Source organism: Antarctobacter sediminis, assembly GCF_019218285.1.
Lineage (GTDB): Bacteria > Pseudomonadota > Alphaproteobacteria > Rhodobacterales > Rhodobacteraceae > Antarctobacter > Antarctobacter sediminis.
The window spans coordinates 539,232-562,838 of sequence record NZ_JAHUZG010000001.1; the positions used below are offsets into that span (position 1 = coordinate 539,232).

Below are 23,607 nucleotides of genomic sequence, written 5' to 3' on the forward strand. Positions count from 1 at the left end.
AAGGGCCGGGAAGGCCCCGCGCCATGGTCTCAGGGCTTGGCCGCCGCGATCAGTTCGGAGAGGTCGGCCAAGTCCTCCAAACCATCGGCCAGCGCGATAATTCGGTCCTGTTTGGCGGCGGACAGGACGGCATCGGCGCAATCGCGGAACTTGCCGCACAACTCGTGCCAGCTCAGCGGGTTCAAAGGACCGCCGCGGTAATGTTCTGCGGAGCGCTGGGTGAACCTGCGCCCGTCACGAGTCTCCACGTCGATGTCAAAGACGATCTTGTCTTTTCCCAGCGCCGCAATCTCCGGGTCGATCATGGCGTCTACCCGTTTTTGCATGTCCTGACAGGGGGCCGAGGCAACGAATTCGTCCGAGAACTCGGACAGCCCGGCCTTTCGGCGCAGGATCATGGCGGCCATCTGGAAGGGCACGCAGAACTTGCCTTCCAGCGCGGTGGTTGCATGGGCGATGCGCAGCGGGCCGGGGTGGATCACGTTGGGACCGGTGCGAACACGCACCTGCGCCACATCATCGGGCGACAGGTCATGATCGCTGACCAGCTTGCCCATGGCATCCATGCCGGGATGGCCGACCACCCCCGAAGGGTAGGGTTTGACCGAGGTGCCCGGTTCTAGGATGGCAAATGGCGCGCCCAGCCGTCCCTGAATACGGTCAGCGACAAACCCTCCGCCGAAGGCTTCGAAAAAGCCACGCCCGCCTTCCAGCGCGTTCACGGGCCCGTCGAATCCAAGGCTGGCCAGTTGCGCGGCGGTGACACCGGTTTCCGAAGACCGGCCCATGTTCAGCGGCTTGGACATTGTGCCATGATTGACACCCAGACCGGCAGACATGGTGGCGGCAATGGCCAGCGCATTGCGCGTTTGCTCGTGGGTCAGTTGCATCAATTTACAGGCCGCGACGACAGAGCCAAAGACCCCGATGGTGCCACTGGAATGAAAGCCGCGCCCGCCTGCGAAATGATCCGGGTGGATCGCTTCGGCGATCTTCACCTCGACCTCGAACCCCAGAACAAAGGCCGCGAGGAAATCTTTGCCGGAGACCCTGCGGTCTTGGCCAATGGCCAGCGCAGCGCAGAGCGGTGGCATGGTCGGGTGGATCAGAACGGACCGGTCCTTTTCCAGCGACAGCGCCGTGTCGTCGTAATCCAGCGCGTGACCTGCTATGCCGTTGGCCAAAGCCGCCAGATGCACCGGGGCGGACAGGCTGCCGGCGCCAAGGGTCGTTGCCACGCCCCTTCCGTCCACGCTGGCAACATATTCCCGGGCAATCCGCGCGCAGGGTTCGTCTGATCCGGCGATCATCACAGCGATCCCGTCAAGGATGCAGCGGCGGGCTGCCTCCACCGCCTCGGCGGGCAGGTCGTCAAAGCCGGTCCGGGTGACGAATTCGGCAATTTGCCGGGTGACACCGGCGCGGGTTTCGACGTTCATGCTTGGCTCCGCAGGTTGGTCGGTGAGGCGACAGGCGCGCGCTGGCAAGCGGCGACAAGGTCGGTCATCTGGAAATCTTCGTTCAGGCACAGGGCGATCAGGCGCGCCCCGCCGTCGGCCAGGATTGGGCCAAGGATGTCGGCGGCTTTTGCCGCAACCTCCTTGGCGGTCATCGGGTCGTCCGGGGTGCCACGCACGACACGTGCGTGGTGCCGCCGTTCTTCGCCATCGGCCATGCGGACGTGGACGATTGATTGGCGTTCTGGGCGCGCGTGGGTCAGTTCCTCGTCCGAAACGAGCCGGATCTTTCGGCGCATGGCGCGAACCTCGGGATCCTGCATCAGGGTATGGTCGTGCGAGGCCGCAAAACTGACATGGCCCCGCAGGGTCGCCAATGCCACCAGATGCTGCGCGCAGACCGCGGGCATGTGCCGGTCATCGACCACGTGAATGCGGTTCGACGGCAGGTGCACGACGATCTCGGCCACCTTGTCGACGGCGGTTGGCTGGCCGCCAAAGACCTCCCCCACGGCATCCAGAACCGTTTGCAAGGGTGAACCGACGGACCATTTCTTGATCGTCGAACGGGCGATTTCGTACCGCTCGCCCAAAGCCTCGGTCAGTTTCCCGGGCGCGGGGGTCTCTGCGTAAGCGGCAAGATAGCCGTTCTGCCCGGTCATGGGCAGGTCCGGGGCCGTCATGCCCGCCTCGGCCAGAAGGGCGGCAAAAACCCCGTTGCGGGCGCTTTTGGCACCGAAATCAAAGGATTTCTCGACGTGGTCGGGATCGCGGTTCCAATAGGACAGCCCCGAGGTTTGTTGCACGGTGAAGGACAGCAAAGCCTCGGCCTGTTGGGTGTTCAGCCCTGCCAGCGCTCCGGCTGCCGCCGCCGCGCCGAACAACGTGCCAAAGGCATGGGTCGAAAACACCGTGGTCTTGGGGCTGCTAAAGCCCAGCGCCATGGTGGACCGAGCGCCGATATCATAGCCCAAAGCGATGGCCCGCAGCAGGTCGCTGCCGTCGGCCCCCCGGCCTTCGGCCATGGCAATCGCGGCTGGCACGATCCCACAGCCGGGATGGAAGCGGCCCCAGATATGGCTGTCATCGGTTTCATCCGCATGGGCCGCCATGGCATTGGCAAAGGCTGCCTGTTCGATGCTCGTTCGACTTTGGCTGCCCAGAAGGGTTGCCGGTCCCGGGGCTTGCGCGGTCTCTGCGAACCGGTAGCCAAAGACCCCGGCGGGCAAGTCGCGCCCCGAGAGGATGGCCGCCAGCGTGTCCAGCAGGTGCAAGCGTGTCCGGGCCTCGACCGGTTCAGGCAGGGGTGTGGCGCAGGCGCCGGCGATATGGCGCGCAAGGGCGCTTTCGGGACTGTTTGTCATGGTCACCACTTTCACTGGAGAGGCCAGGGGAGCGTCACGCCTGCCTGCGATTGCAAGAAGCCAAGCGGATAGCGCAGGGTCAGCTGGTCCGAGAGGATACCGAGAAAGAGGATGAAGCCGGCGGCGCCCAGCGCGGCGTATAGCGGTTTCACCTCGGCCCGGCGCCAAAGGAACAGGAAGATGAACAGGCCGATGCCCAACACGTATCCCACCAGCGCCGCCAGCAGCAGCATGCCCAGCAGCATCGCAAGGAAGAACTCGGCAGAGGGCTTTGCCTCGTCCACCGCGCCCGCGCCATGTTCGGCGTCAAAAAAGCTGGGCCCGGGCGTGCGGCGCAGTGCCATGTTCAGACCCAGCGGGATCAGGCAGGCCAGCGCGACACAGGCCGCCACGGTGGGATAGAGGCCGGTCAGCTGGTTGTAGGACTGCGCATCCCACAGGACATACAGGGCAAAGGCCGTGATGATGCCGAAAAAAGCCCATTGCGGTCCGGTGCGCCGCGGCGTGAAGGGCGAGTCCTCGGTCATAGGGCCGGGGTGGGTTTCCTTGTAGAACACCGCCGCCGCTACCGAAAGCAGGGTCAGGATCAAAAGCACGATCACCACGGGGCGTTGCAGGAAGGATGCGCCGTACAGGGCCACGGTCTGATAGACCGAGGATTCAACGCGCTCGGCCAGAACGAAACCGATCAGCAGCGCCGGGCGCGGCCAGCCAAAGCGCTTCATATAGACGCCCAGCAGGCTCAGCAGGAAAAGCGCGATCAGGTCGCCCCAGCTTCGGGTTGCCTGAAAGGCGGCAAAAAAGATGATCCCCAGCATGAAAGGTGCCAGCAGGACGTAGCGGATCGTTGTCAGCTTGGCGATCTGCGGTGACAAGGCAAAGGCAATGCCCGCTCCAAAGATATTGGCCAGAGCGATGGACCAGATGATGACATAGACGAGGTCGAGGTTGTCAGTCACCATCTCGACGCCGGGGTCGATGCCGATGATGACAAGGCCGCCCAGCAGGATTGCCATCGACCCGGACCCGGGAATGCCCAGCAGCAGGGTCGGAACCAGCGCGCCGCCTTCCTTGGCGTTGTTGGCGCTTTCCGGGGCGATCACGCCGCGCACATCACCGGTGCCATAGCGTTCCTTGTTCTTGGTGGTCTGTACCGCGTGGCCATAGGCGATCCAGTCGACCACACTGCCGCCCAGACCGGGCAGGGCACCCACGATGCAGCCGACCACGGCACAGCGCAGCGACAGCCACCAGTTCGCGGCCCAGTCGCGCACGCCCTGCATCCATCCGGATCCCAGCTTGCCGCTTTCGGAAATGGTGGACTGTCGGCGTAACAGGTCGATGATTTCCGGCGTGGCGAACATGGCAAGACCGACGATCACCAGCGGCAGAGGATCAATCAGGTAATCGGTGCCGAAGGTGGCGCGTTGTACGCCCGACAGCGGGGCCGCGCCCAGCGATCCCAGCAGCAGGCCCAGCGCACAGGCCGCAAGACCTTTCCAGATGTTGATGCCGGTCAGGATGCCGACCATGGACAGCGCCAGCACAACCAACATGAACTGTTCGCCAAAGCCGATGGACAGGATGATCGGACGGGCCGCAAAGACCGCGAAGGAAAGGACAAAGGCGCCGAAGATCCCGCCAAAGAGCGACGATACAAAGGCCGCCGACAGGGCGCGTGTGCCTTCGCCGCGTTTGGACATGGGAAAGCCGTCCAGCACCGTGGCCTGCGAGCCTGAGGTGCCGGGTATGCCCATCAGGACAGATGGAAACGTGTCGGATGTGGTGGTTACGGCGGTCAGGCCGATCATCATCGCAAGGGCTGAACTGGGCTCCATCCCGAAGACAAAGGGCAGAAGCAGGGCAAGCCCCGCGGTGCCGCCCAGGCCGGGCAGGATACCGACCGCAAGGCCGACAACCACGCCCGCGATCAGGGCAAGGAGCGTCGACAGGGTCGTAAGCTGTCCAAGTGCGTTAATGGCTGCATCAAGCATAAAGGGTCACCCCGGCTGAGAACGTCGGCGAAAAGGGTTCGACGATGGGAAAAGGGGGAAAACGTGCCGGGGCTGCGGAGGCCCCGGCACAAGGTTCATGCGCGACGGTCAGTCGAGCTTGGAGTCGTAGTTTTCTTTCAGGAAGGTATTGGCCCAGGCGCGGACCTCCGGCGACATCGAGGTGCCGACGGCAATGGCGCGCTGGGTTGCGGCGCCGAAGTTCACCGGCATCGACCCGATTTCACGCGGAAGCTTGTCCGCTACCGCCGGGTCGGCCACGGTCTTGCGCATCGCTTCGACGTAGACGTCGCGGATTTCGTCCGGGGTGCCCGGCGGCAGCATGACCGCCTTCGAGATCATGACCTTGGCGTTCATCAGGTTCTGTTGCAGGTCATATCCCAGGCCGCTGGGTTTCTCGCCAAGGGCGGCCTCGTAGAACTCGGGGAAGGTCGGGACATCGGGCAGGTCGGGGTCTCGCAGCAGGGTGCCGTCCTCGTCGATCACACCGTAGGTCCAGACCGGCACGACCTTGGCGTCATCCTTGAAGTCCTTGAGATAGGACCGGGTATTGTCGGTGTTCATGTTCATCTCGCCGCGCAGGAAGGCCGCTTCGGCGTCGGAGGAACTGAGGCCAAAGATCACCCGTGCGTCGATGCCCAGCAGGTTCATCGCCACAAGATCCAGCATTTCCGCCGAAATCGGAGTTTCCAGCCCGAAACGAATGTTCGCGCCTTTCATTCCGTCGAAGTCCTCGGTTGCGTCATGGCCGTTGCCCTTGGCGCCGATCTGTTTCGAAATGCCGAACATCGTGGCCCCGCGGGCAAAGCCGGAGACTGCAACCCATTCATTGGGATCGTACTTGGCGACCGAGGCCCCCAACAGCGCGGGCAGAAAGGTCGAGGTCGACGCCATGATCAGCGTGGTGCCATCCGCGGGCGCATTGGCGTGGAAATCGTTTGAGGCGGTGACCGATCCGCCACCGGGTTTGTTCAGCACGATGATGTCGGGATTGCCGGGCAGGTTTTCCGACAGTTTCGCCGCAAGAACACGGGTCAGCCGGTCGGTGCCGCCGCCTTCGCGAAAGCCGACCACCCAAGTGACGGTCTTGCCTTCTAGGGTAAACTCCTCTGCCACCGCGGCGGCGGGGCTGATCATGGCGGCCGCGGCAAGGCCAAGGGTCAGTCTTCGGGTGAATTTCAGCACGTCGGTGTCCTCCCAAGAGATAGGCAAACGCTCCTCTACGTTTGCCGGTGCTATTTCCGTGACGCAAATGCTGACAAACTTTGGTTTCTGACACAAACTCAAAGAAATCATTGATTGTTGACCTTCTCTCATGAATAAGAGGCGTCATGCGGATCAAGCTGGATGACTTGCAGGCTTTTGTCGCGGTTGCCGAATTCGGCAGTTTTGCGCGTGCCTCGGATGAGTTGAACATCACCCAGTCGGCCTTGTCGCGGCGGCTGAAGAAATTGGAAGAGGCCCTTGGCGCGCGGTTACTGGATCGCACGACACGGCAGGTTTCCGTTTCAGTGGTGGGGGCAGAGTTCCTGCCAGAGGCCATGCGCATCGTGGCAGAGGTCAATCGCTCGCTCAGCGATATAACCGACCTCATCAAGGTCCGCACGGGCACTGTCAGCATTGCCAGCAACATGACGATCTCGGACACGCTGCTGCCCGAGATCCTTTCGGCATTCAAAAAGCGCCACCCGAATGTGCGTGTCCGGGTCAGTGAAAGTTCCAGTCCCGCCGCGCTGGAACGGGTGCTGCACCGGGAATCCGAACTGGCCGTAGCGCAATTCGGCGAAGGTCATCCAGAGTTGGAATTCGAGCCGCTGTTCGAGGACCGTTTCGTTTTGATCAGCCACCGGGATCACCCGATCGCAGGCCGCAAGGGGCTGACATGGAAAGACCTGTCTGATCACAATTTCATCCGGATGCGGGCGGGCAGCGGGACGACGAACCTGCTGCAACGGTCGCTGGGCGAAGATATCCGGCATCTTTCGGGGGATATCGAAGTGGGTCATTTCAACGCGCTTTTGGCCATGGTCGGCAAAAACCTGGGCCTGTCCGCGATCCCGACGCTGGTTCAGCTGAAAAGGGTCGATCTGGACATTGTCGCCACTCCGGTGTCGGACCCGGTCATCAGCCGTCAACTGGGTATAGTGACATATCGGGGCCGGTCGCTGTCTCCGGCGGGCGAGGCTTTGCGACAGACCTGCCGCGAGGTGCTGCGGGAAACCGTCCCTTCAATCCTTGGCAAGATCTCGGCACGGCGCGGTTAGTCGCTGGAAACGCGGACGGCGGCGATGGCCCGTTTCAGTGCAGCGGCCTGCGGCGTGTCCTTTTGTCCGATCCGTGTCAGCAATCCGATGGGGCGGGCGACGTCGGGGCCGTTCACAGGACGCCAGCAGACATTGTCCGACGACGTACCGTCCAGCGCCAGCCGGGGCAGGGGCGCAATGCCAATGCCCCGGGATACCAATTCCAGCGCCGTTGAGGTGCGCCCGACCTCAAAGGTCCAGCGCACGGGTGTGCGGCTCCGCGCCAGCGCCTCGTCGATCAACAGCCGGTTGCCGGTGCCGCGTGCGGGCAGGATCAGCGGTTCGGATGCCAGATCCGGCCATGTCAGCTTGGTCCGGTGTCCCAACGGGTGATCCGCGGGCAGGGCCAGCACCATGGGTTCGTTGAACAGCAAGGTGAATTCAGTCACCGGTTCCAGCATCGGAATCGAACACAGGCCAAAATCCGCCTCGCCCTGTGCCACGGCTTCGGCCACCTCGTTGGCGGCAAGGTCCAGCAGGCGGATTCGTGCGGTTTGACCGGCGACACGAAAGGCATGGATCGCCGGGCTGACCAGCGCCCCGATCACGGTGGGGATCGTGGCCAGCGTCACGGTTTGCGCCCGTTGATGGGCAAATGCGGCGCTTTCGTCGCGCAAGGCCAGCGTGGTTTCCTGCGCGTCCTGCAAGATCGCTTCGGCGCGCAGTTGCAGGCGCTTGGCCGCAAGGGTCGGGCGCACTTCGCGCGTGGTGCGTTCGAAAAGCTGGGTGCCCAGCGCCTCTTCGAGCTTTTGCACCCGCCGCGTGACCGAGGATTGAGAGAGGTTGAGTCTCTCTGACGCAAGGTGAAACGATCCTGTTTCCTTGACGGCCAGAAAGGCTTCGAGATCGAGAAAGTCGAAATTGATCCGCATATCGCATCAATTACAGGAAAAGCTGCATTGGTCAAATCAATCCGTGCTTGCTATCCGGTCTGCCAAACTCAGGAGGGGTTCATGCAGAGCGATCCGGATATCGTTGTCATCGGTGGCGGCAACGCCGCCCTATGCGCGGCCATCACCGCGGCAGAGGCCGGGGCGCGCGTCCTGATCCTCGAAACCGCGCCGAAGCCTTACCGGGGCGGCAATTCCCGCCACACGCGGAACTTTCGTTGTATGCACTCCGGGCCGCTTGGACCGTTGGTGGACAGCTATAGCGAGGATGAATATTTCGCCGATCTGCTGAAGGTGACGGGCGGCAAGACGGATGAACATCTGGCCCGACTTGCAATCCGAACCTCGGAGGAATGCCTGCCGTGGATGGAGGCACATGGCGTCCGGTTTCAACCTTCTCTGTCCGGCACCCTGTCGCTGGCGCGGACCAATGCCTTTTTCCTTGGTGGCGGCAAGGGACTTGTAAACGCCTATTACCGCACCGCCGAGGCGCTTGGCGTCGAGGTTCTGTACGAGGCCGCCGTCACCCATCTGGAAATGGAGGGTGACAAGGTCACGCGGGTGGATTTTACCCATGAGGGCGCTGCGAAAAGCTTGTCACCGACATCGGTGGTTGTGGCTTCGGGCGGGTTTCAGGCGGATACCGACTGGTTGGCGCGGGCCTGGGGGCCGGCAGCCAAGAATTTTCTGATCCGGGGCACCCCCTACAATCGCGGTGTCGTTCTGGCCGACCTTCTGGATCAGGGCGTCGAACAGGTCGGCGACCCGACGCAATGCCACGCTGTTGCCATTGACGGGCGCGCGCCCAAGTTTGACGGGGGTATCGTCACCCGGCTGGATTGCGTGCCTTTCTCTATCGTCGTGAACAAGGACGCAGAACGGTTCTATGACGAAGGCGAAGACGTCTGGCCCAAGCGTTATGCGATCTGGGGCCGATTGGTGGCGGCGCAGCCGGATCAGGTTGGCTATGTGATCATTGACGCCAAATCGCTGAAACTGTTCATGCCCTCTGTTTTTCCCCCGATCGAGGCGGACAGCATCGAAGGGCTGGCCGACAAGATGGGTCTGCCCGGCGACAAGTTGCGCGCGACGGTCGATGCCTTCAACGCCGCCTGCGGTGATACCTCGGGGTTTCATCCGACGGAATTGGATGGCGTTGCGACCACCGGGATCACGCCGCCCAAGACAAACTGGGCACGCCCCATCACTGAGCCACCGTTCTATGGCTATTCGCTGCGCACCGGCGTGACCTTTACCTATCTCGGGCTGAAGGTGGACGAAAACGCCCAGTGCAGCATCGGCAACCGCCCGGTCAGCAACCTGTGGGCGGCGGGGGAAACCATGGCCGGGTCGATCCTTGGCCAAGGCTATCTGGCGGGCTTTGGCATGACCATCGGCACCGTCTTTGGACGTATCGCAGGCAAGGAGGCCGCAGCCCATGCAAACTGATTTCATACAGGAAGCCCGCCGCCAGGCCGAAATCTGCAATGCATGCCGCTATTGCGAAGGCTATTGTTCGGTCTTTCCGGCATTGCACCGGGAACGTGCCTTTTCCGATGGCGACATCACGCAGTTGGCCAATCTCTGTCACAACTGCCGGGGCTGCTATTACGCCTGCCAATATACTGCCCCCCATGAGTTCGATCTGAACCTGCCCAAGGCTCTGGCCGAGGTCCGTCAGGCCAGTTGGCAGGAACATGCGTGGCCACGGGGCTTTGCGGCCCTGTTCGACCGCAGCGGCGTCCTGATGGCGGCCGGGTTGATCCTTGGGTTCGCGCTGATCTTTGCGCTGGCACAGGCGATGCGCCCGGAAACCGGCGAGGGCTTTTATGCCTATATGTCCCACGGTTTGATGGTGACGATCTTTGCCCCCGCCTTTTTGCTGCCGCTCTTTGCGCTGGCAATTTCCCTGCGTGGGTACTGGCGGACAGTCGGCGGACAGGAGTTTCGGCTGGGTGATCTGTGGGAAGCGATGAAATCCGCGGGCCGGATGAAGAACCTCCAAGGCGGGCACGGCGATGGCTGCAACTTTGAGGATGAAGACCGGTTTTCACATGCGCGGCGGCATTTCCATCAGGCGGTGCTTTTCGGTTTCCTGCTGTGCTTTGCGTCGACCTCCAGCGGGACGGTGCTGCACTATGTTTTTGGTCTCGAAGCGCCTTACGGGTTCTTCAGCCTGCCCAAGCTGCTTGGCGTTCCGGGGGGACTTCTTTTGTGCCTCGGCACCGCCGGTCTGGCTTGGCTCAAGACCAAGGCCGACCCGCAACTGGGGGCGCCCAAGGCTTGGGGGGGCGAGATGGCCTTTGTGCTGTTGCTGTTCACTGTCGGTGCCAGCGGGCTGATCCTCTATGCCGCGACGGGTACAGCGGCTGTGGGCTGGCTCTTGCCGCTGCATCTGGGGGCGGTTCTGACCTTTTTCCTGCTGACCCCGTTTTCCAAGATGGCGCATGGGTTCTACCGGATGGCGGCATTGACCAAAGAGGCAAGCGTCACCCGGGCAAACCGCGCGCCCAGCCTTGCCGGCGCAACCGGTCAGGCGAACCGCAGCTAACACAGGCCCACGGTCCGGCATCGGGTTAGATCATTGGTAAGCGCCCGGACACGATCGCCCGTGTTCGGGCGTTCTGTTGCCAATTTGAACTTGAATCTTCGGGTTCTGTCACGGGCCAGACGGCGGGAAAGAGGATTTGGCAACCTTCGGCGGGGTAAAACATGCGGGTGACGTGCTGCATTTATCCGAAGGGAAAACTCATGGATCTCATGCTTGAAACGGCTGACGGCGCTCCGATCACCGCGGCCGACCTGCAAACGGAAAAGGTTGTGCTTCAGATGGGCCAGAATGTTCTGGCGCTGACGGAGCGTGGCGTGACCTTCAAAGGGGACGCGGATCAGGCCGCCCGGATGTTCTTTGCCGCGCTGGCGCGGGAAAACGTCAACGCGATGCGGACCGGCCCGAACAGGCTTTAACAGCGCGGGGCAAGGGCGCGGATCCGATGTGACAACAACCGCGCCTGAAGTCTGGCCACCTCCCCGGGTCGCTCCGGGGCTAGGTCAAACCGGCAATCCGGATCCGTCCCGACATCGAACAACATCGCATCGTGCCCCGATGCGAAATGCACCAACCGCTGGCCGTCTGTTTCGAAGGCCACGGCGCGGCACTGGTCCGAGCACCGTCCCCAGGTGGTTTCGAACCGGCCATCGGCCTCGACCGCGCCCAGTTCCAGTTCGACCATGACTGCGGCCTCTGGCCTTTCATCCGGGCCGAGCAGGTCACGGCCCTGCATCTGTGCCGGAGGTTGACCGCCAAGCGCGGCCAAAACGGTGGGCGATACGTCGATGGATTCCGTCGGGCTGTCGACGGTGCCGGGCGCGACCTCGGGGTGCGCGATCATCAGGGGCACATGCGACGCAGGCCGGAACGGCACTTGTTTGCCCCATAGGCCGAGGTCGCCCAGCATTTCGCCATGATCGGCGGTCAGCAGGATCATTGTGTCCTCGCGCTGTCCGCTGCTGTCCAGCCAGTCAAGCAAGCGGCCGATGTGATGATCCACCTCGGCAGCAAGGCCCAGATATGTGGCGCGGGTCTGGGCGATCTGGTCCGCGGTCAGACGGGACAGTGCGCCGTCAAACCCCCAGAACATCCCCGGCATCACCGGACCTGCATGGAACGCGTCAAAGAACGGATGGTCAAAGCCGCGCGCCACGGGTGTGGGCATCTTTGCGGGATCGGCCAGCGCGTGCCACGGCGCGGGGGCGACAAAGGGGGGATGCGGGCGGATATAGGTCAACATAGCTGACCACGGTCGGGCTTTGCGAACGTCCAGTTGGGCAATCGCCTGATCGGTGAGAAAGGCGGTGTCGCTGTTTTCGGCGCGGTACAGCGCGGGGTTGCCGGGTCGGCCTTCTTGCGGACGGTAAAGACAATCGAAACCGGGGCTGTCCGCGTCGGGCACATCATACCCGCGCGCGCGCAGATGCGCGAGCCAGGTCCAGGCCTCTTCGCGCATCTCAAGCGCCTCGGTGATGCCGGTGATCGGCGCGGTATAAGAACGGTGCGCCGGATCGTTAGGATGCAATCCGCGCGGGTCCGGTTGAATGTCCGTATAGCCGAACAACAGCAGCTCGCGCCCAAGGCGGCGCAGTTCGGTTGCAAGGTTGGGAATATCCGCCGCAAGGGGCGTGCCATTGTGAACCGCGCGGTGGCTCATGGCATATTGCCCGGTCAGCAGGCTGGCCCGCGCAGGGCCGCAGGGCAGGGTAACGGTGTGGTGGTTGCGAAACCACAATGCCTGATCGGACAGTTGGCGCAGGTTGGGCAGCGCCACGCAATCGGCCAGAGGACCAGTCAACAGATCGGCGCGGAACTGGTCGATCACGATCATCAAGAGATTGCGCGGCGGCTGTCCGGTCATGAGTCAGACCCCGGCGTCAAGTTGGCGCAGCAGCGCGGGCAGGTCGGCCACCGTGTCGATCACGTGGTCGGCACCGGCCTCCTTCAGGATCGCGGTCGCATGGGCGCGCAACGCGGCGATTTCGGCATCGGGGAGCGCGGCGAGTTGCTCGGGGGTCTTGCCCACGGCGTTCCCCGACATGGCGACACCCACGGTCAGACAGCCTGCGGCCACACCCTCTTTGATGCCCGGTTCGGTGTCATCGACCTTGATGATCGCGGCGGGCGGATACGCCACGAGATCGACCATGCATTTATACATGCCCAAGGGGCCGGGGCGGCCTTCGGGCAGATCGTCGGAACAAACAAGATTGTCGGGTTCATACCCCTGCGCCGCGGCCACGGGCAGCACCCGCTCCATGATCGAGCGCGTGTAGCCGGTGGTCGACCCGATCTTGAGCCCCATGCCGCGCAGGTCGTCGATGGCTTCCTTGGCACCTGGCACAAGCTGGGCATAATCGGCGGCCACGTCTTCGTTCATCGGAACAAAGATCTCATACACCTTGTCGACATCCGCATCGGTGGGTTTCGCGCCGTGTTTCGCTTCCCATTGGGCGGCGATTTCAGGCATCTGCATCATGGTGTTGATGTGGTCCCATTTGGGCGCGCCCATCGGTGCACGCGCCTGTTCGATGCTCGCCTCGATGCCGAATTTCTCAAAGGCTTTTACGAAGACGCCCATCGGCGCGAAGGATCCGAAATCGACAGTTGTGCCCGCCCAGTCGAAGACAGCTGCTTTGAACTTGCTCATTTTTGTATCCTTTTCTTATCAGGCGGCGTCGGTCTGGCGTTCGGCCAGATCCGAGTGGGAAGGGGCGGCAGAGGTCACCCCCATTTCGGTCAGGACTTCGCCGGCGTTGGTCACGACCGATTGCATGACATGGGAATCCACCTGACCGATATGGCCGATCCGAAAGCTTTCGGCGCGGGTCAGCTTGCCGGGGTACAGGATGAAGCCGCGGTTCTTCATCCGGTCGTAAAAGGTGGGGAAGTGAAAGCCCGGATCCGTGGGGCAGAAGAAGGTGGTGATGATCGGCGACAGCCAGTTATCCTTTAGCAACGTCACGAAGCCCAAGTTGCGCATGCCCTGGACCAGTGTGTCGCGATTGGCGGCATAACGCGCGCCCCGCGCTGCCACGCCGCCTTCGGCCTCATGGGCGCGCAACGCCTCGATAAAGGCGGCGACGACATGGGTCGGGGGGGTAAAGCGCCATTGCCCGGTTTTCTCCATCGTGGCCCATTGCGCGTGCAGGTCCAGTGCCAGCGAATGGCTGTTGCCCTCGGACGCCCGCAAGGCACCCTTGCGAGCGATGACAAAACCAAAGCCGGGCACGCCTTCGATGCATTTGTTGGCGGAGCTCACCAGCGCCTGAAACGGCGTGACGTGGGGATCGACCGGAACCGCGCCAAAGGCCGACATGCTGTCGATCAGCAATTCGCGGCCCGCCGCAGCCGTCGCATCGGCGATTTCCTGAAGCGGGTTGAGAATGCCCGAAGAGGTCTCGCAATGGATGGCCAGCACATGGGTGATGGCGGGATCATCTGCCAGTGCCTCGGCCACCTGATGGCCGCGCGGGGGCAGGTAATCGCCCATATCGATCACCGCATGGTCGCGCCCGAGGATGCGCAGGGTCTGGACCGCGCGTTTCCCGTAGGCGCCGTTGCACAGGGCCAGAACCTTGCCGTCGCGGGGAACAAAACTGCCGAGCATGGCCTCGACCAGGTAGGATCCGCTGCCTTGCATGGGCACGCAGTCATAGCTGTCCTGCCCCGCCCCCAAGAGACCCAGCAGGCGGGCCCGCAGCTCTGCCGTCATGGCACGGAAATCGCCGTCCCAACTGCCCCAATCGCGCAGCATCGCCTGTTTGACGGCAAATGAGGTGGTCAGGGGACCGGGGGTCAATAGGTAGGGTTCGCCCAACTGCGGGGCGGGCAAGGGAGCGTGGGTCATGATGCGGACTCTTTTTCTGGGACGTTGGGTCAGGCCGGTTCGGCGCGGTTCAGGTTCGGGCGCGCAAAGTCGAACTCTTCTGCAAAGTGGCAGGCGACAAAATGATCCTCGGCCACTTCGCGCCAGTCGGGTTCGTGGCGGCGGCAGGCGTCGCGGGCAAAAGGGCAACGGGTGTGAAACCGGCAGCCGGAGGGCGCCCCAAGCGGGTTCGGAATTTCGCCAGTCAGGCGGATCGGGTCGTAATCCACATCCGGATCGGCCAGCGGGATCGCCGACAAAAGCGCATGCGTGTAGGGGTGGCGCGGCCCAAAGAACAGCTTTTCGGTCGGCGCGTATTCGACGAATTTGCCGACATACATCACCGCGACGCGATGACTGATCTGGGCGACCACTGACAGGTCATGCGCGATGAACAGGAACGAAACGCCCATCTCGTCCTGTAGATCCTTCAGCAGGTTCACGATCTCGGCCTGAATCGAGACATCCAGCGCCGAAACGCTTTCGTCGCAGACCACGAATTCGGGTTTGGACACCAGCGCGCGGGCGATGCAGATCCGCTGACGCTGACCGCCGGAAAAGGCATGGGGGAAGCGGCGCAGGTGTTCGAGGTTCAGCTTGCAGCGCGCCGCGATCTCGCGCACCCGGGCGTCGATCTGGGCGCGGTTGGTCATCAGGCCCGAGGCGACCAGCGGTTCGGCGATAATGTCGCGCACGGTCATCCGCGGGTTGAGGCTGCTGTACGGGTCCTGAAACACAAGGCTCATGCGTGGGCGGAACGCGCGCAATGCCTCTCCGCCCAAGGAATGTACCGGCACGCCACCCTCGTGAAAGGCCATCTGCATGGCCGGACGCACCCGGCGCAGGTCTTCGCCCTTGGCATGGGCAAGGTCGATGTCGCCGCGCTGCGAATGGAACAGCACCTCCCCGTCGGTAGGGTCTATCGCGCGCAGGATGGCGCGGCCGACGGTGGTCTTTCCCGAACCGCTTTCGCCCACAAGCCCCACCGTTTCACCGCGGTTGATGGCAAAGCTGACATCATCGACGGCGCGCAGCATCTGGACTTCGGTCCGGAACAGTTTTTTCGATTTGACCGGGAAATGGACCGAAAGGTTGTGAACCTCGATCAGCTTGTCGTCGTCGGTCCGGGGCGCATCAAGGCTCATGCCGCGCTTCTCCCTTCTTCGTCGTGCAGCCAGCAGCGCAGGCTGCGGCCGGGCAGGCTCTCTACCTCGCGTGGAGGTTTCGTATCGCACAGGCCCGTGATCTTCTGGGCGCAGCGGGTGTGAAAGGGGCAACCGGCGGGCCGGGCATTGGGCGAGGGGATGTCTCCGGGCACCGGCGACAGGCGCGTGTGCAGCCGATCCAGCGAGGGGATCGCCGCAAGCAGGCCCTTCGTATAGGGGTGCTGGGGATTGCGGATCACGTCGCGCGCGGGGCCGCGTTCGACGATTGTGCCAAGGTACATGACCGCCACGTCATCGGCGATCTGCGCGATCACCCCAAGGTCATGGGTGATGAAGATCATACCCATGCCGAGTTCGCGCTGAAGGTCGCGCATCAGGTCCAGCACCTGCGCCTGAATGGTCACGTCAAGGGCGGTGGTCGGCTCATCCGCGATCAGCAGGGCCGGACCGGCAGAGAGCGTCAGCGCGATCATCGCGCGCTGACGCATCCCGCCGGACAGTTCGTGGGGATATTGATCGACGCGGGCCTCTGCGTTGGAGATGCCAACCTTGTTCAGCATCTCGATGGCAAAGGCACGGGCCTGCCGGCGGGTCATGTCGCGATGCAGGCGGATCGCCTCCATCATCTGGTTTCCAATGGTATAGACAGGCGAGAAACTGGCCATCGGTTCCTGAAAGATCATGCCGATTTCACCGCCGCGCAGGCGTCGGATGGTCTCGCCGCTGTCTGGCAGTTTCTCGATCTCGACGGTCTGGCCCGCCTTGTTGGTATAGTGCATCCGGGTGTCCGCCCCGAGGCTTGCAGTGCGGGGCAGAAGCCGCATCAACGCCTTTGTGGAAACGGATTTGCCAGATCCGCTTTCCCCCACAAGGCCAAGGGTGCGCCCCTTTTCGACGCTGAAACTGACGCTCTGCACCGGCGTCACGGTGCCTTCGTCGGTGCGAAAGGAAATCGACAGGTTTTCGACGGTCAACATGCGGGACATCACTTGGCCTCGGAATAGGGGTCGGCGGCATCGCGCAGACCGTCGCCAATCACGGTAAAGGCCAGCACGGCCAGAACGACAAACCCGGCGGGAATGAACAGCCATGGCGTCTGTTCGATGGCGCGGACCGATTGTGCCTGTTGCAGCAGAACGCCCCACGAGACCGAGGGGGGCCGCAGGCCCAGACCGACAAAGCTCAGTGCCGTTTCCGACAGGATCATGTAGGGAAAAGAGATCACCAGATCGACGATGATGAAGCTGGTAAAGCTTGGCAGCATGTGCTGGGTGATGATGCGGCGCGGGCGCGCGCCGGCCAGCCGCGCGGCCACAACGTAATCCTCGTGCCGTATCGACAGCAGTTGTGACCGGATGCGCCGCGCCAGCGTGGGCCAGCCGAACAGGCCAAGGATCAGCGTCATGGCAAAATAGACCTGCGTGGTCGACCATTCCTTGGGCATGGCCGCGGCAAGCCCCATGTACAGCGGGATGATGGGCACCACGCGGATGACTTCGGTCACGCGCTGGATCACATTGTCGATCAGCCCGCCGAAATAACCGGCGATCCCGCCGATGGCCAGCGCCAGCACGAAAGAGATCAGCACTCCCAGAACGCCGATCGACAGTGAGGTGCGGGTGGCATAGATCGTCCGGCTGAACACGTCGCGGCCCAGATCGTCCGTGCCCCAGAAATGGATTTTCCGGGCCGGGTCGTCGAGGCCGATGAGGTGGCGGTCGGTCGGGATCAGGCCCAGAATCCTGACCGTCTCGCCTTTGACAAACAGCGAAAGGTAATGGCGGGTATCGGGGTCCGGCACGGTCAGCGCGCGCAGGGTGACGGGGTCCCGTTCGGTCTTGGTGCCATTGACGAAGGGGCGCAAGCTGCACCCGTTGTCGTCGCAGAACCTTGGGATCTGCGGCGGCCCTTCGATGTATTTCGTGTCGCGCGTCACCGGACCATAAGGGGCCACGAATTCGGCAAAGATCCCGGCCAGCGCCATGAGCCCAAGGATCATTGCGGCGACCATGGCTGCGCGGTGACGACGAAAGCGCCACCAGATCAGCGTCCACTGAGAGGCCGAATAGTATTTCAGCAGGCGTTGGCGTTCTTTCTCGGCTTCCTTAGACAGCATCTGCCCGGGATTGGTCATGTCGGTCATGGCTCAGGCCCCCAGCTTGATGCGCGGGTCCAGCCACGCGAGAAGTAGATCGGACAGGAAGTTCATGAAAACGATGGCGAAGGTCAGCAGCAAAAGGATCGCGCCGGCCACGTTCATGTCGAGGTCGAGATAGGCCTTGAGCAGCAGTTCACCCAGCTCTGTCAGGCCCAGCACCACGGCGACGATGGGCAGTTCGGAAAAGATCCGGTTCACGTCGAACCCGATGGTCGACACGATGGGATTCACCGCCAACCGTGCGGGGTATTTGATCAGAAGCCGCCCTTCCGGCACGCCGCGTGCGCGTGCGGCAGTGACCGAGAGCTTGTTCAGCTCGTCCGACATGGTCGCCCGCACGGTCTGGATCTGGTAGGCAACCGCGCTCCATGCCAGCACCACGGCAGGCAGCCAGAGGTGTTTCAGCATGTCCCAAAGCCGCGCCAGCGACCACGGTGCATCGCGGTACTCGGCCGAAAACAAACCGCCAATGTCCGAGCCGAACCAGCGGTTTGCGAAATACAGCATCACCAGCGCCAGCAGGAAATTGGGCAGTGCAAGGCCGAGATAAGAGAATATCGTCAGCCCGTAATCCACCATCGACCCACGCCGAACGGCGGCATAGATGCCGATCGGAATCGAGATCAGGTAGGTCAGGATCAGCGTGGCGAACAGGATCCCCGTGGTCAGCCAGACCTTGTCCCCGATGACCTTGACCACCGAGGTTTCAAACGCAAAGGCCTGTCCGAAATCTCCGCGCAGAACGATGCCGCCGATCCAGTCGACATACCGCAGCACCATGGGTTTATCGAGCCCCAGATCCTCGCGGATGGCCTGAACGTCGGCGTCGGTCACATTGACCCCGGTGCCGGAATACTTCCGAAAGGCGTACCGGTCGGCGTAATCGCCCGGAGGGATTTCCATGATGATGAAAACCATCATCGAAACCAGCAGCATGGTGATGGCCATGCCAACCAGCCGTTCCAGCGTGAAACGCAGCATCTCGGCCTCTTGCGAAGGTGGGTTGCGGTCAGGCGATTGCAGGTGGTGCGCCTTGCACCACGTGGAAACGCCCGATCAGGGGGGACCGGGGCAGATGCCGCCCCGGCCCGGATGTCAGGCGCTTACTGCTCCAGCCACCACTGCGAAGGGCGGTAGGGGTAGGTCCAGTAAAAGTCGTAGGTCTTCGACTTGATCGGCTTCACGTTTTGCAGGTCGTTGCGATACAGGAAGGGCGCTACGATGTCGCCGACGGTGCCGATCTTGAGCATGTTGTCGGTGTGGATCTTTGTGATCTCGGCACCGATCTTGTTGCTTTCGTCGGACCCGAAAGAGACCTGGATGAACTGTTCGGACAGGTCCCACAGTTTCTTGATGTCGGCCGGCGGCTCAATGCCTTCGGCGCCGCCCGAGGTTTTCCACGCGGCCCAGCCAAAACCGGTGCCCGGGTTGAAGTAGTCACCGAAGGGCGGGACAAAAACCGTGACATCCTGCGAAATGGTCGGACCGGCGTTGCCGTCATATTTCCACGTGGTCACGTCCAGGTCGTTGTTATTGCCCGAGGCGCGGTATTCGTCCGAAGTGACTTCCTTGACGTCGACGCGGACACCAACGGCGGTCCAGTAGTCGCGCACCAGTTCCATCATCTTCACCGGCACACCCTGCGAGGAATAGACCAGCCGAACGACCAGCGGCTTGCCATCGGGACGCTCCAGCGTGCCGTCGCCATCTGCGTCTTTCAGGCCCATCTCGGCCAGCAGGGCCTTGGCGGCTTGGGGATCATAGGCGATGTCGCGGTTCAGGGTCTCTTGGTCGATGAAGGCCACCGTCTTGGGTTCCGCCGGAACGCCCTGCATCGGGGTGCCCTGACCGAGGTAGACGATCTCGTTGATCTCGTCGCGGTTCATGGCCAGCGACATGGCACGGTTAAACCGCACATCGTTGAAGATCTGCCGCAGCACGTCGTCCTGGTGTGTGCGGTTGAAAGAGAAAAAGACGTTTTCGCCCAGCGTCGGCGCGAACTGGATCGTGTAGCCGCCCTTGGCCTCGTTTTCTTTCAACAACGGGAAGTCTTCGAGAAAGACAGCCTGCTGTTTCCAGACCACTTCGCCGTTCATGATCTTGAGGTTCTGAACCTCCTTGTCGGCGACATAGGATTCCCAGATCTCGTTGATGTAGGGCAGTTGCTGACCCTTGGTGTCGACCTGGTGGAAGTAGGGGTTCGCGACCAGCTTGCGGCCTTCGGCGCTTTCCTCGACAACGATGTGGCTTTCCAGCGTCGGCAGCACTGCGCGGCCGATCCGGGCGGCCTTGTCGGCGTCTTTCAGCAGCGGCGAGGGCACGTCTTTCCAGTCCGAGCCGCCATAGTAGAAATCGACGGCGGCGGCCGCGTTCTCGAAACCGTATTCGGCGGCCAGCGCCTCGGCGTCGGCATTGTACTTGGGCATGAACTGGCCAAGGAAATGCTTGGGCTGGAACGGCTGGCCGAAATCCACGGCAAAGCGGTTCAGGATGCCCGGCGTGGGCACGGGAAAGATGAACTTGATGGTGGTTTCGTCAACGACCTCGGTCACGATCTTTTCGCCAGCGAACAGCCAGCGGTCCGGGGTCTTGGCGTAGACATCGGGATTGTAGACGATGTCGTTCATCCAGAAATCGACGTCTGCGGCGGTAAAGGGCGCGCCGTCCGACCATTTGTGCCCTTTGCGCAGGGTGATGGTCAGCTGGGTATAGTCGTCGTTCCACGCCCATGCCTTGGCGATGTTCGGCACCACGGTCTGAAGATCGTCCGAATAGCGCACAAAGTTCACGTGACGGATCGACAGCAGGTCAGATGTGCCGGACTCCGTGCCCTTGGACAGGCCGGTGATGGTGCCTCCGTAAAGGCCGATGCGTTCATAGGGCATCACGACCAGCGGCTCGGCGGGCAGACGTTCGGCCACCGGCGGTAGATCGGCGTTGCCAAGAATGCGTGCGTTCAGATCGGCAATGGCGGGGTTCTGCGAAAAGCTGAGCTGGCAGGAGGCGGCTTGTTGCAGCTCGGCCAGTTCGAGTTGTTGCGGGTAGGCCGGTGCCAGACCCATCGGGTCTGCGACGGTTGCCACCGGACAGTCGGCAAATGCGGGGGCCGCGGCCACAACGGCAGCGGTCGAAAGAAGAAGGGTGCGGAAAGTCATGTCAGCCTCTTGGGGTTGCCCGGGCCTTCGCATAAAGGCGCAACATGACGTATTTATAACATGATGGTCGATATAGCTCTTTGCTATAGTGAAAGGGGCGGCGCGGTCAGGCGCAGATTTCCCGAGTGATTTCAAAGAACTGCTGGACCATGGATGTTTCCGCCATCGAGGGCATGGCCACAAGGAACTGGCGCGCGTTCAGTTTTTCATCGTTGATCGGCACAAAGCAAAGGTCTTCGTCGCGGGCCGACAGTTCGACGTCAAAGCCGACGCCAAGCCCGATTCCCGCGCGCACCAACGACACGATGGATCCCCACGAGCCAAGCCCGAGGATCGTATTGACAGGGGTTCCCGCCGCAGCGGCGGCGTCTTCAAAAATGCCCCGTGTGCCCGCATTGGGTTCACGCTGAATCAACGGCAGTTCGGCGACCTCCGACCAATCCAGCCGGGGCCGCCCGGCAAGCGGGCCGTCCCGCGGCACCACAAGCCCGATGCGAAACGCGGCGACGGGCAAACAGTCCAACCCTGCCAATGGTTCGCGCGAGGTGACAAAGGCCACGTCCAGTTCGCCCGCGTGCAAAAGCGGCAGCAGGTCCATCGTGGCCATCGCGCGCGCGGTCAACTGGATCGTCGGATAGGTCTGGATAAATCGTGCGATCGGGGCCATGGCCACCTGATGCGTGGAATAGCCTACCCAGAATGCGCCGGATTTCAGGTCGCGCCGGCTTTCGATTTCTTGATCGACCTCGGATTTCAGCGCCAGCACGGCGCGGATCTGTGGCCTGATCTTTTCGAACAGCGGTGTTGTGTGGATCTTGTTGCCGTCGCGGCGCAGGAACCGGCACTTTGTCTGCCGTTCCAGCGAGACGATGAGGTTTGACACGGTCGGTTGGGAAACGCCCAGTTCGGCCGCTGCCTGCGTGAAACTGCCGGTGCGCGCAACGGCTTCAAGCGCGCGCAGCTGGCGGATGCTGGGTTCGGATGTGGTGGCCAAGTCCTGTGCTCCCGGGCTTTGCGCGCGGATTGATCGGGTGGTTTGGCCGTTCCTACCCCGAAGCGGACCCGGCTGTCAGCTTTCGATGCGGGGCTTGTTCTTGCGCGACGTCGTGGGCGTGGCCGGGTCGTCCCATGTGACTCGCAGGCTGACGGTACAGCGGCCGTCTTCGCGTTCGCCCTTGATACGCACATTCATCAGGTCAGCGGTTTGCAGGACAAATTCGTCGTCTTCGTCGCCCAGCGTCATTTCCCCCTTGCCGAACCCTTTTGACAGGGCGGTAAGCAGGGTCTTGATCGTCTTGGCATCCTGAAGCGACTCATGCGTGAAACGCTTGTTGTTTTCGCTCATTCCGGGTCTCCGGTCAGTTCATGCGCTCGGGGGCAAAATGCTTGGCCCGGGGATAGTCGCGGCTCAGTCCGATCACATCTCCGGAGGGAAAGATCAAGGTCGCGCCGGCGCCGATCCCATCCAGCCCTTCAAGGGCGCGCGAGGTGCGGTCCAGCGTGACATCGCCTTCGAGGTGCAGAAGGCCGCGTTTCGCCAGCAGGCGCTGGCCCGCGTGATTGTTGACATGGCCCTGCACGACCATGTGGATGCCCGCACGGTGCAGCGCCGCCACCCCTTCATCGGTCAGCGTGCAGTCCGAGGCGCGATATTTCGTCCGCACAAGGTTTGCCAGTGGGCCGAAGTAAAAGTTCAGGGTCGCCGCCTCGGTCGCAGAACGATAACGGGCGTTGACCTCATCGGTGCCGCGCGTGGCCAGCGCCGCGCACATGTCATCGCACAACCCGGCATGTACGAACAGCAGCGACCCGCTGCGGGCCACGACATCCATCCGTTGGTAGAACCAAGCGTATGTGCCGCCGGGGGTCACAAAGAGGTCATGACATTTCAAGAGTGCCGCCAGCAGGTCCCGGTGGCTCAGCCCGACGCGGGCGATTTCCTTGTCGAACTTGCGCAGCTTGTCCTGCAACTTGGCGATTTCCTTGCGGATCACCTTGGGGCGCAGGTCCGGTTTGGCCGCCTTGCGGAACCGGGTGGCCCAGTCGGGGCCGGGCATCAGCCGTGCCCGACAGGCCGCGTCGTCGGGCAGGGCGTTCAGATCGCCCTGTGTCACATAGCGGTCATATACTTCGCGCAGGGCGGGCAGGATCTTGCGCCCCATGCGGACGAAAAGATGTTCGTTCAGGGCGCTGCGCGGGCCACGTACCGCGGCAATCGCCATGCGCATCCGCAGATCATGGTTTCCCGCGAGGATCTGAACCTCGGCCCCTGTGTCCAGCAGATCGGCAAGCGCATCCAGCAGGGCAAGGTTGCTTGGCCCCTTGTCCAGGGTGTCGCCCCCCAGAACGATCCGTGCCTGTTGGCCAAATCCGGTCAGGACAATGCGGCCGGCTTCGCGGCGGATGACCCCGGCGGCGATCAACGAGCGCAGAAACCCCTCGGCGTCCGCGTGCGGGTCGGAAACAAAGACGACTGGCCGGTCTGGCCAACGCCAGCCGCCGTGCAAACGCGCGCGTTCCAGACAGGCCGCGACCTGCGGCTGAGTCGAGGCCTCGGGCCAGGGTTCCAATTTGCGGGGCAAGTCTGTCAGGCAGGCGTCATGATCGAAAACAGGTGGCAGAAGTTCCGCCCCCTCAAGGGAAAATTTCCGAAGTTCCGTCATGTCCTGCCCTCCTGACGCGC

20 protein-coding genes are annotated in these 23,607 nt (G+C 62.7%); 4 read left to right on the plus strand and 16 right to left on the minus strand.

The genetic code is table 11. The annotated features are described in order from the left end of the window. Positions 1–29 precede the first annotated feature (29 nt). From KJP30_RS02545 to KJP30_RS02560, 4 genes are all read right to left on the minus strand, one after another. The gene (locus KJP30_RS02545) at positions 30–1,439 is read right to left on the minus strand and encodes an MmgE/PrpD family protein (RefSeq protein WP_218447439.1); all 1,410 of its coding nucleotides are present in this window, start codon (positions 1,437–1,439) and stop codon (positions 30–32) included. Then, the gene (locus KJP30_RS02550; RefSeq protein ID WP_218447440.1) at positions 1,436–2,821 is read right to left on the minus strand and encodes an MmgE/PrpD family protein; all 1,386 of its coding nucleotides are present in this window, start codon (positions 2,819–2,821) and stop codon (positions 1,436–1,438) included. Before KJP30_RS02550 ends, KJP30_RS02545 begins: the two co-directional genes overlap by 4 nt. An 11-nt stretch (positions 2,822–2,832) precedes the next feature. Then, the gene (locus KJP30_RS02555; protein WP_218447441.1) at positions 2,833–4,815 is read right to left on the minus strand and encodes a tripartite tricarboxylate transporter permease; all 1,983 of its coding nucleotides are present in this window, start codon (positions 4,813–4,815) and stop codon (positions 2,833–2,835) included. 108 nt (positions 4,816–4,923) lie between these two features. Next, on the minus strand, positions 4,924–6,018 hold the full coding sequence (locus KJP30_RS02560; protein ID WP_218447442.1) for a type 2 periplasmic-binding domain-containing protein: 1,095 nt from the start codon (positions 6,016–6,018) through the stop codon (positions 4,924–4,926). Positions 6,019–6,164: 146 nt separating this feature from the next. On the opposite strand from KJP30_RS02560, the gene KJP30_RS02565 reads away from it, so the two are divergent. Further along, on the plus strand, positions 6,165–7,097 hold the full coding sequence (locus KJP30_RS02565) for a LysR family transcriptional regulator (protein ID WP_218447443.1): 933 nt from the start codon (positions 6,165–6,167) through the stop codon (positions 7,095–7,097). On the opposite strand, the gene KJP30_RS02570 is transcribed toward KJP30_RS02565, so the two are convergent. Continuing rightward, complete coding sequence (locus KJP30_RS02570) at positions 7,094–8,008, minus strand: LysR family transcriptional regulator (protein WP_218447444.1); 915 nt, start codon at positions 8,006–8,008, stop codon at positions 7,094–7,096. The two genes, KJP30_RS02565 and KJP30_RS02570, sit on opposite strands and share 4 nt — an antisense overlap. 81 nt (positions 8,009–8,089) lie before the next feature. Here KJP30_RS02570 and tcuA point away from each other — a divergent pair, with 81 nt between their 5' ends. The 3 genes from tcuA to KJP30_RS02585 all read left to right on the plus strand — a co-directional run bounded on the left by tcuA (position 8,090) and on the right by KJP30_RS02585 (position 10,993). Beyond that, positions 8,090–9,475: an FAD-dependent tricarballylate dehydrogenase TcuA gene (tcuA, locus tag KJP30_RS02575; RefSeq protein ID WP_218447445.1), complete on the plus strand. Its 1,386-nt coding sequence runs from the start codon at positions 8,090–8,092 to the stop codon at positions 9,473–9,475. Then, complete coding sequence (gene tcuB / locus KJP30_RS02580; protein ID WP_218447446.1) at positions 9,465–10,577, plus strand: tricarballylate utilization 4Fe-4S protein TcuB; 1,113 nt, start codon at positions 9,465–9,467, stop codon at positions 10,575–10,577. Before tcuA ends, tcuB begins: the two co-directional genes overlap by 11 nt. Positions 10,578–10,777: 200 nt before the next feature. Continuing rightward, complete coding sequence (locus KJP30_RS02585) at positions 10,778–10,993, plus strand: hypothetical protein (RefSeq protein WP_218447447.1); 216 nt, start codon at positions 10,778–10,780, stop codon at positions 10,991–10,993. Here the strand turns inward: KJP30_RS02585 and KJP30_RS02590 are convergent. The 11 genes from KJP30_RS02590 to KJP30_RS02640 form a co-directional block, all read right to left on the minus strand. Beyond that, positions 10,990–12,438 carry a sulfatase-like hydrolase/transferase gene (locus KJP30_RS02590; RefSeq protein ID WP_218447448.1) on the minus strand — a complete coding sequence of 483 codons (1,449 nt, stop codon included), beginning with the start codon at positions 12,436–12,438 and terminating at the stop codon, positions 10,990–10,992. The two genes, KJP30_RS02585 and KJP30_RS02590, sit on opposite strands and share 4 nt — an antisense overlap. 3 nt (positions 12,439–12,441) lie before the next feature. After that, positions 12,442–13,227 (minus strand): phosphonoacetaldehyde hydrolase, encoded by a 786-nt coding sequence (gene phnX / locus KJP30_RS02595; protein ID WP_218447449.1) that lies wholly within the window; start codon positions 13,225–13,227, stop codon positions 12,442–12,444. A gap of 18 nt (positions 13,228–13,245) precedes the next feature. Next, positions 13,246–14,427, minus strand: coding sequence for a 2-aminoethylphosphonate--pyruvate transaminase (locus KJP30_RS02600; protein ID WP_218447450.1), 1,182 nt, complete (start codon positions 14,425–14,427; stop codon positions 13,246–13,248). 29 nt (positions 14,428–14,456) lie between these two features. Beyond that, positions 14,457–15,590 (minus strand): ABC transporter ATP-binding protein, encoded by a 1,134-nt coding sequence (locus tag KJP30_RS02605; protein ID WP_218447451.1) that lies wholly within the window; start codon positions 15,588–15,590, stop codon positions 14,457–14,459. After that, positions 15,587–16,597 carry an ABC transporter ATP-binding protein gene (locus KJP30_RS02610; RefSeq protein ID WP_218447452.1) on the minus strand — a complete coding sequence of 337 codons (1,011 nt, stop codon included), beginning with the start codon at positions 16,595–16,597 and terminating at the stop codon, positions 15,587–15,589. The genes KJP30_RS02605 and KJP30_RS02610 overlap by 4 nt, the downstream gene beginning before the upstream one ends. After that, positions 16,597–17,754: an ABC transporter permease gene (locus KJP30_RS02615; RefSeq protein WP_246594329.1), complete on the minus strand. Its 1,158-nt coding sequence runs from the start codon at positions 17,752–17,754 to the stop codon at positions 16,597–16,599. Before KJP30_RS02615 ends, KJP30_RS02610 begins: the two co-directional genes overlap by 1 nt. A 3-nt stretch (positions 17,755–17,757) precedes the next feature. Beyond that, positions 17,758–18,750 carry an ABC transporter permease gene (locus KJP30_RS02620; protein WP_246594330.1) on the minus strand — a complete coding sequence of 331 codons (993 nt, stop codon included), beginning with the start codon at positions 18,748–18,750 and terminating at the stop codon, positions 17,758–17,760. A 122-nt stretch (positions 18,751–18,872) separates the two neighbouring features. Then, entirely contained in the window at positions 18,873–20,924 is a 2,052-nt protein-coding gene (locus KJP30_RS02625; RefSeq protein WP_218447453.1) for an ABC transporter substrate-binding protein, read from the minus strand. 106 nt (positions 20,925–21,030) lie between these two features. Next, entirely contained in the window at positions 21,031–21,918 is an 888-nt protein-coding gene (locus KJP30_RS02630; protein WP_218447454.1) for a LysR family transcriptional regulator, read from the minus strand. Between the two features lie 75 nt (positions 21,919–21,993). Then, complete coding sequence (locus KJP30_RS02635; RefSeq protein WP_218447455.1) at positions 21,994–22,269, minus strand: amphi-Trp domain-containing protein; 276 nt, start codon at positions 22,267–22,269, stop codon at positions 21,994–21,996. Positions 22,270–22,282: 13 nt separating this feature from the next. Then, positions 22,283–23,587: a metallophosphoesterase gene (locus tag KJP30_RS02640; RefSeq protein WP_218447456.1), complete on the minus strand. Its 1,305-nt coding sequence runs from the start codon at positions 23,585–23,587 to the stop codon at positions 22,283–22,285. Between the last annotated feature and the right edge of the window lie 20 nt (positions 23,588–23,607).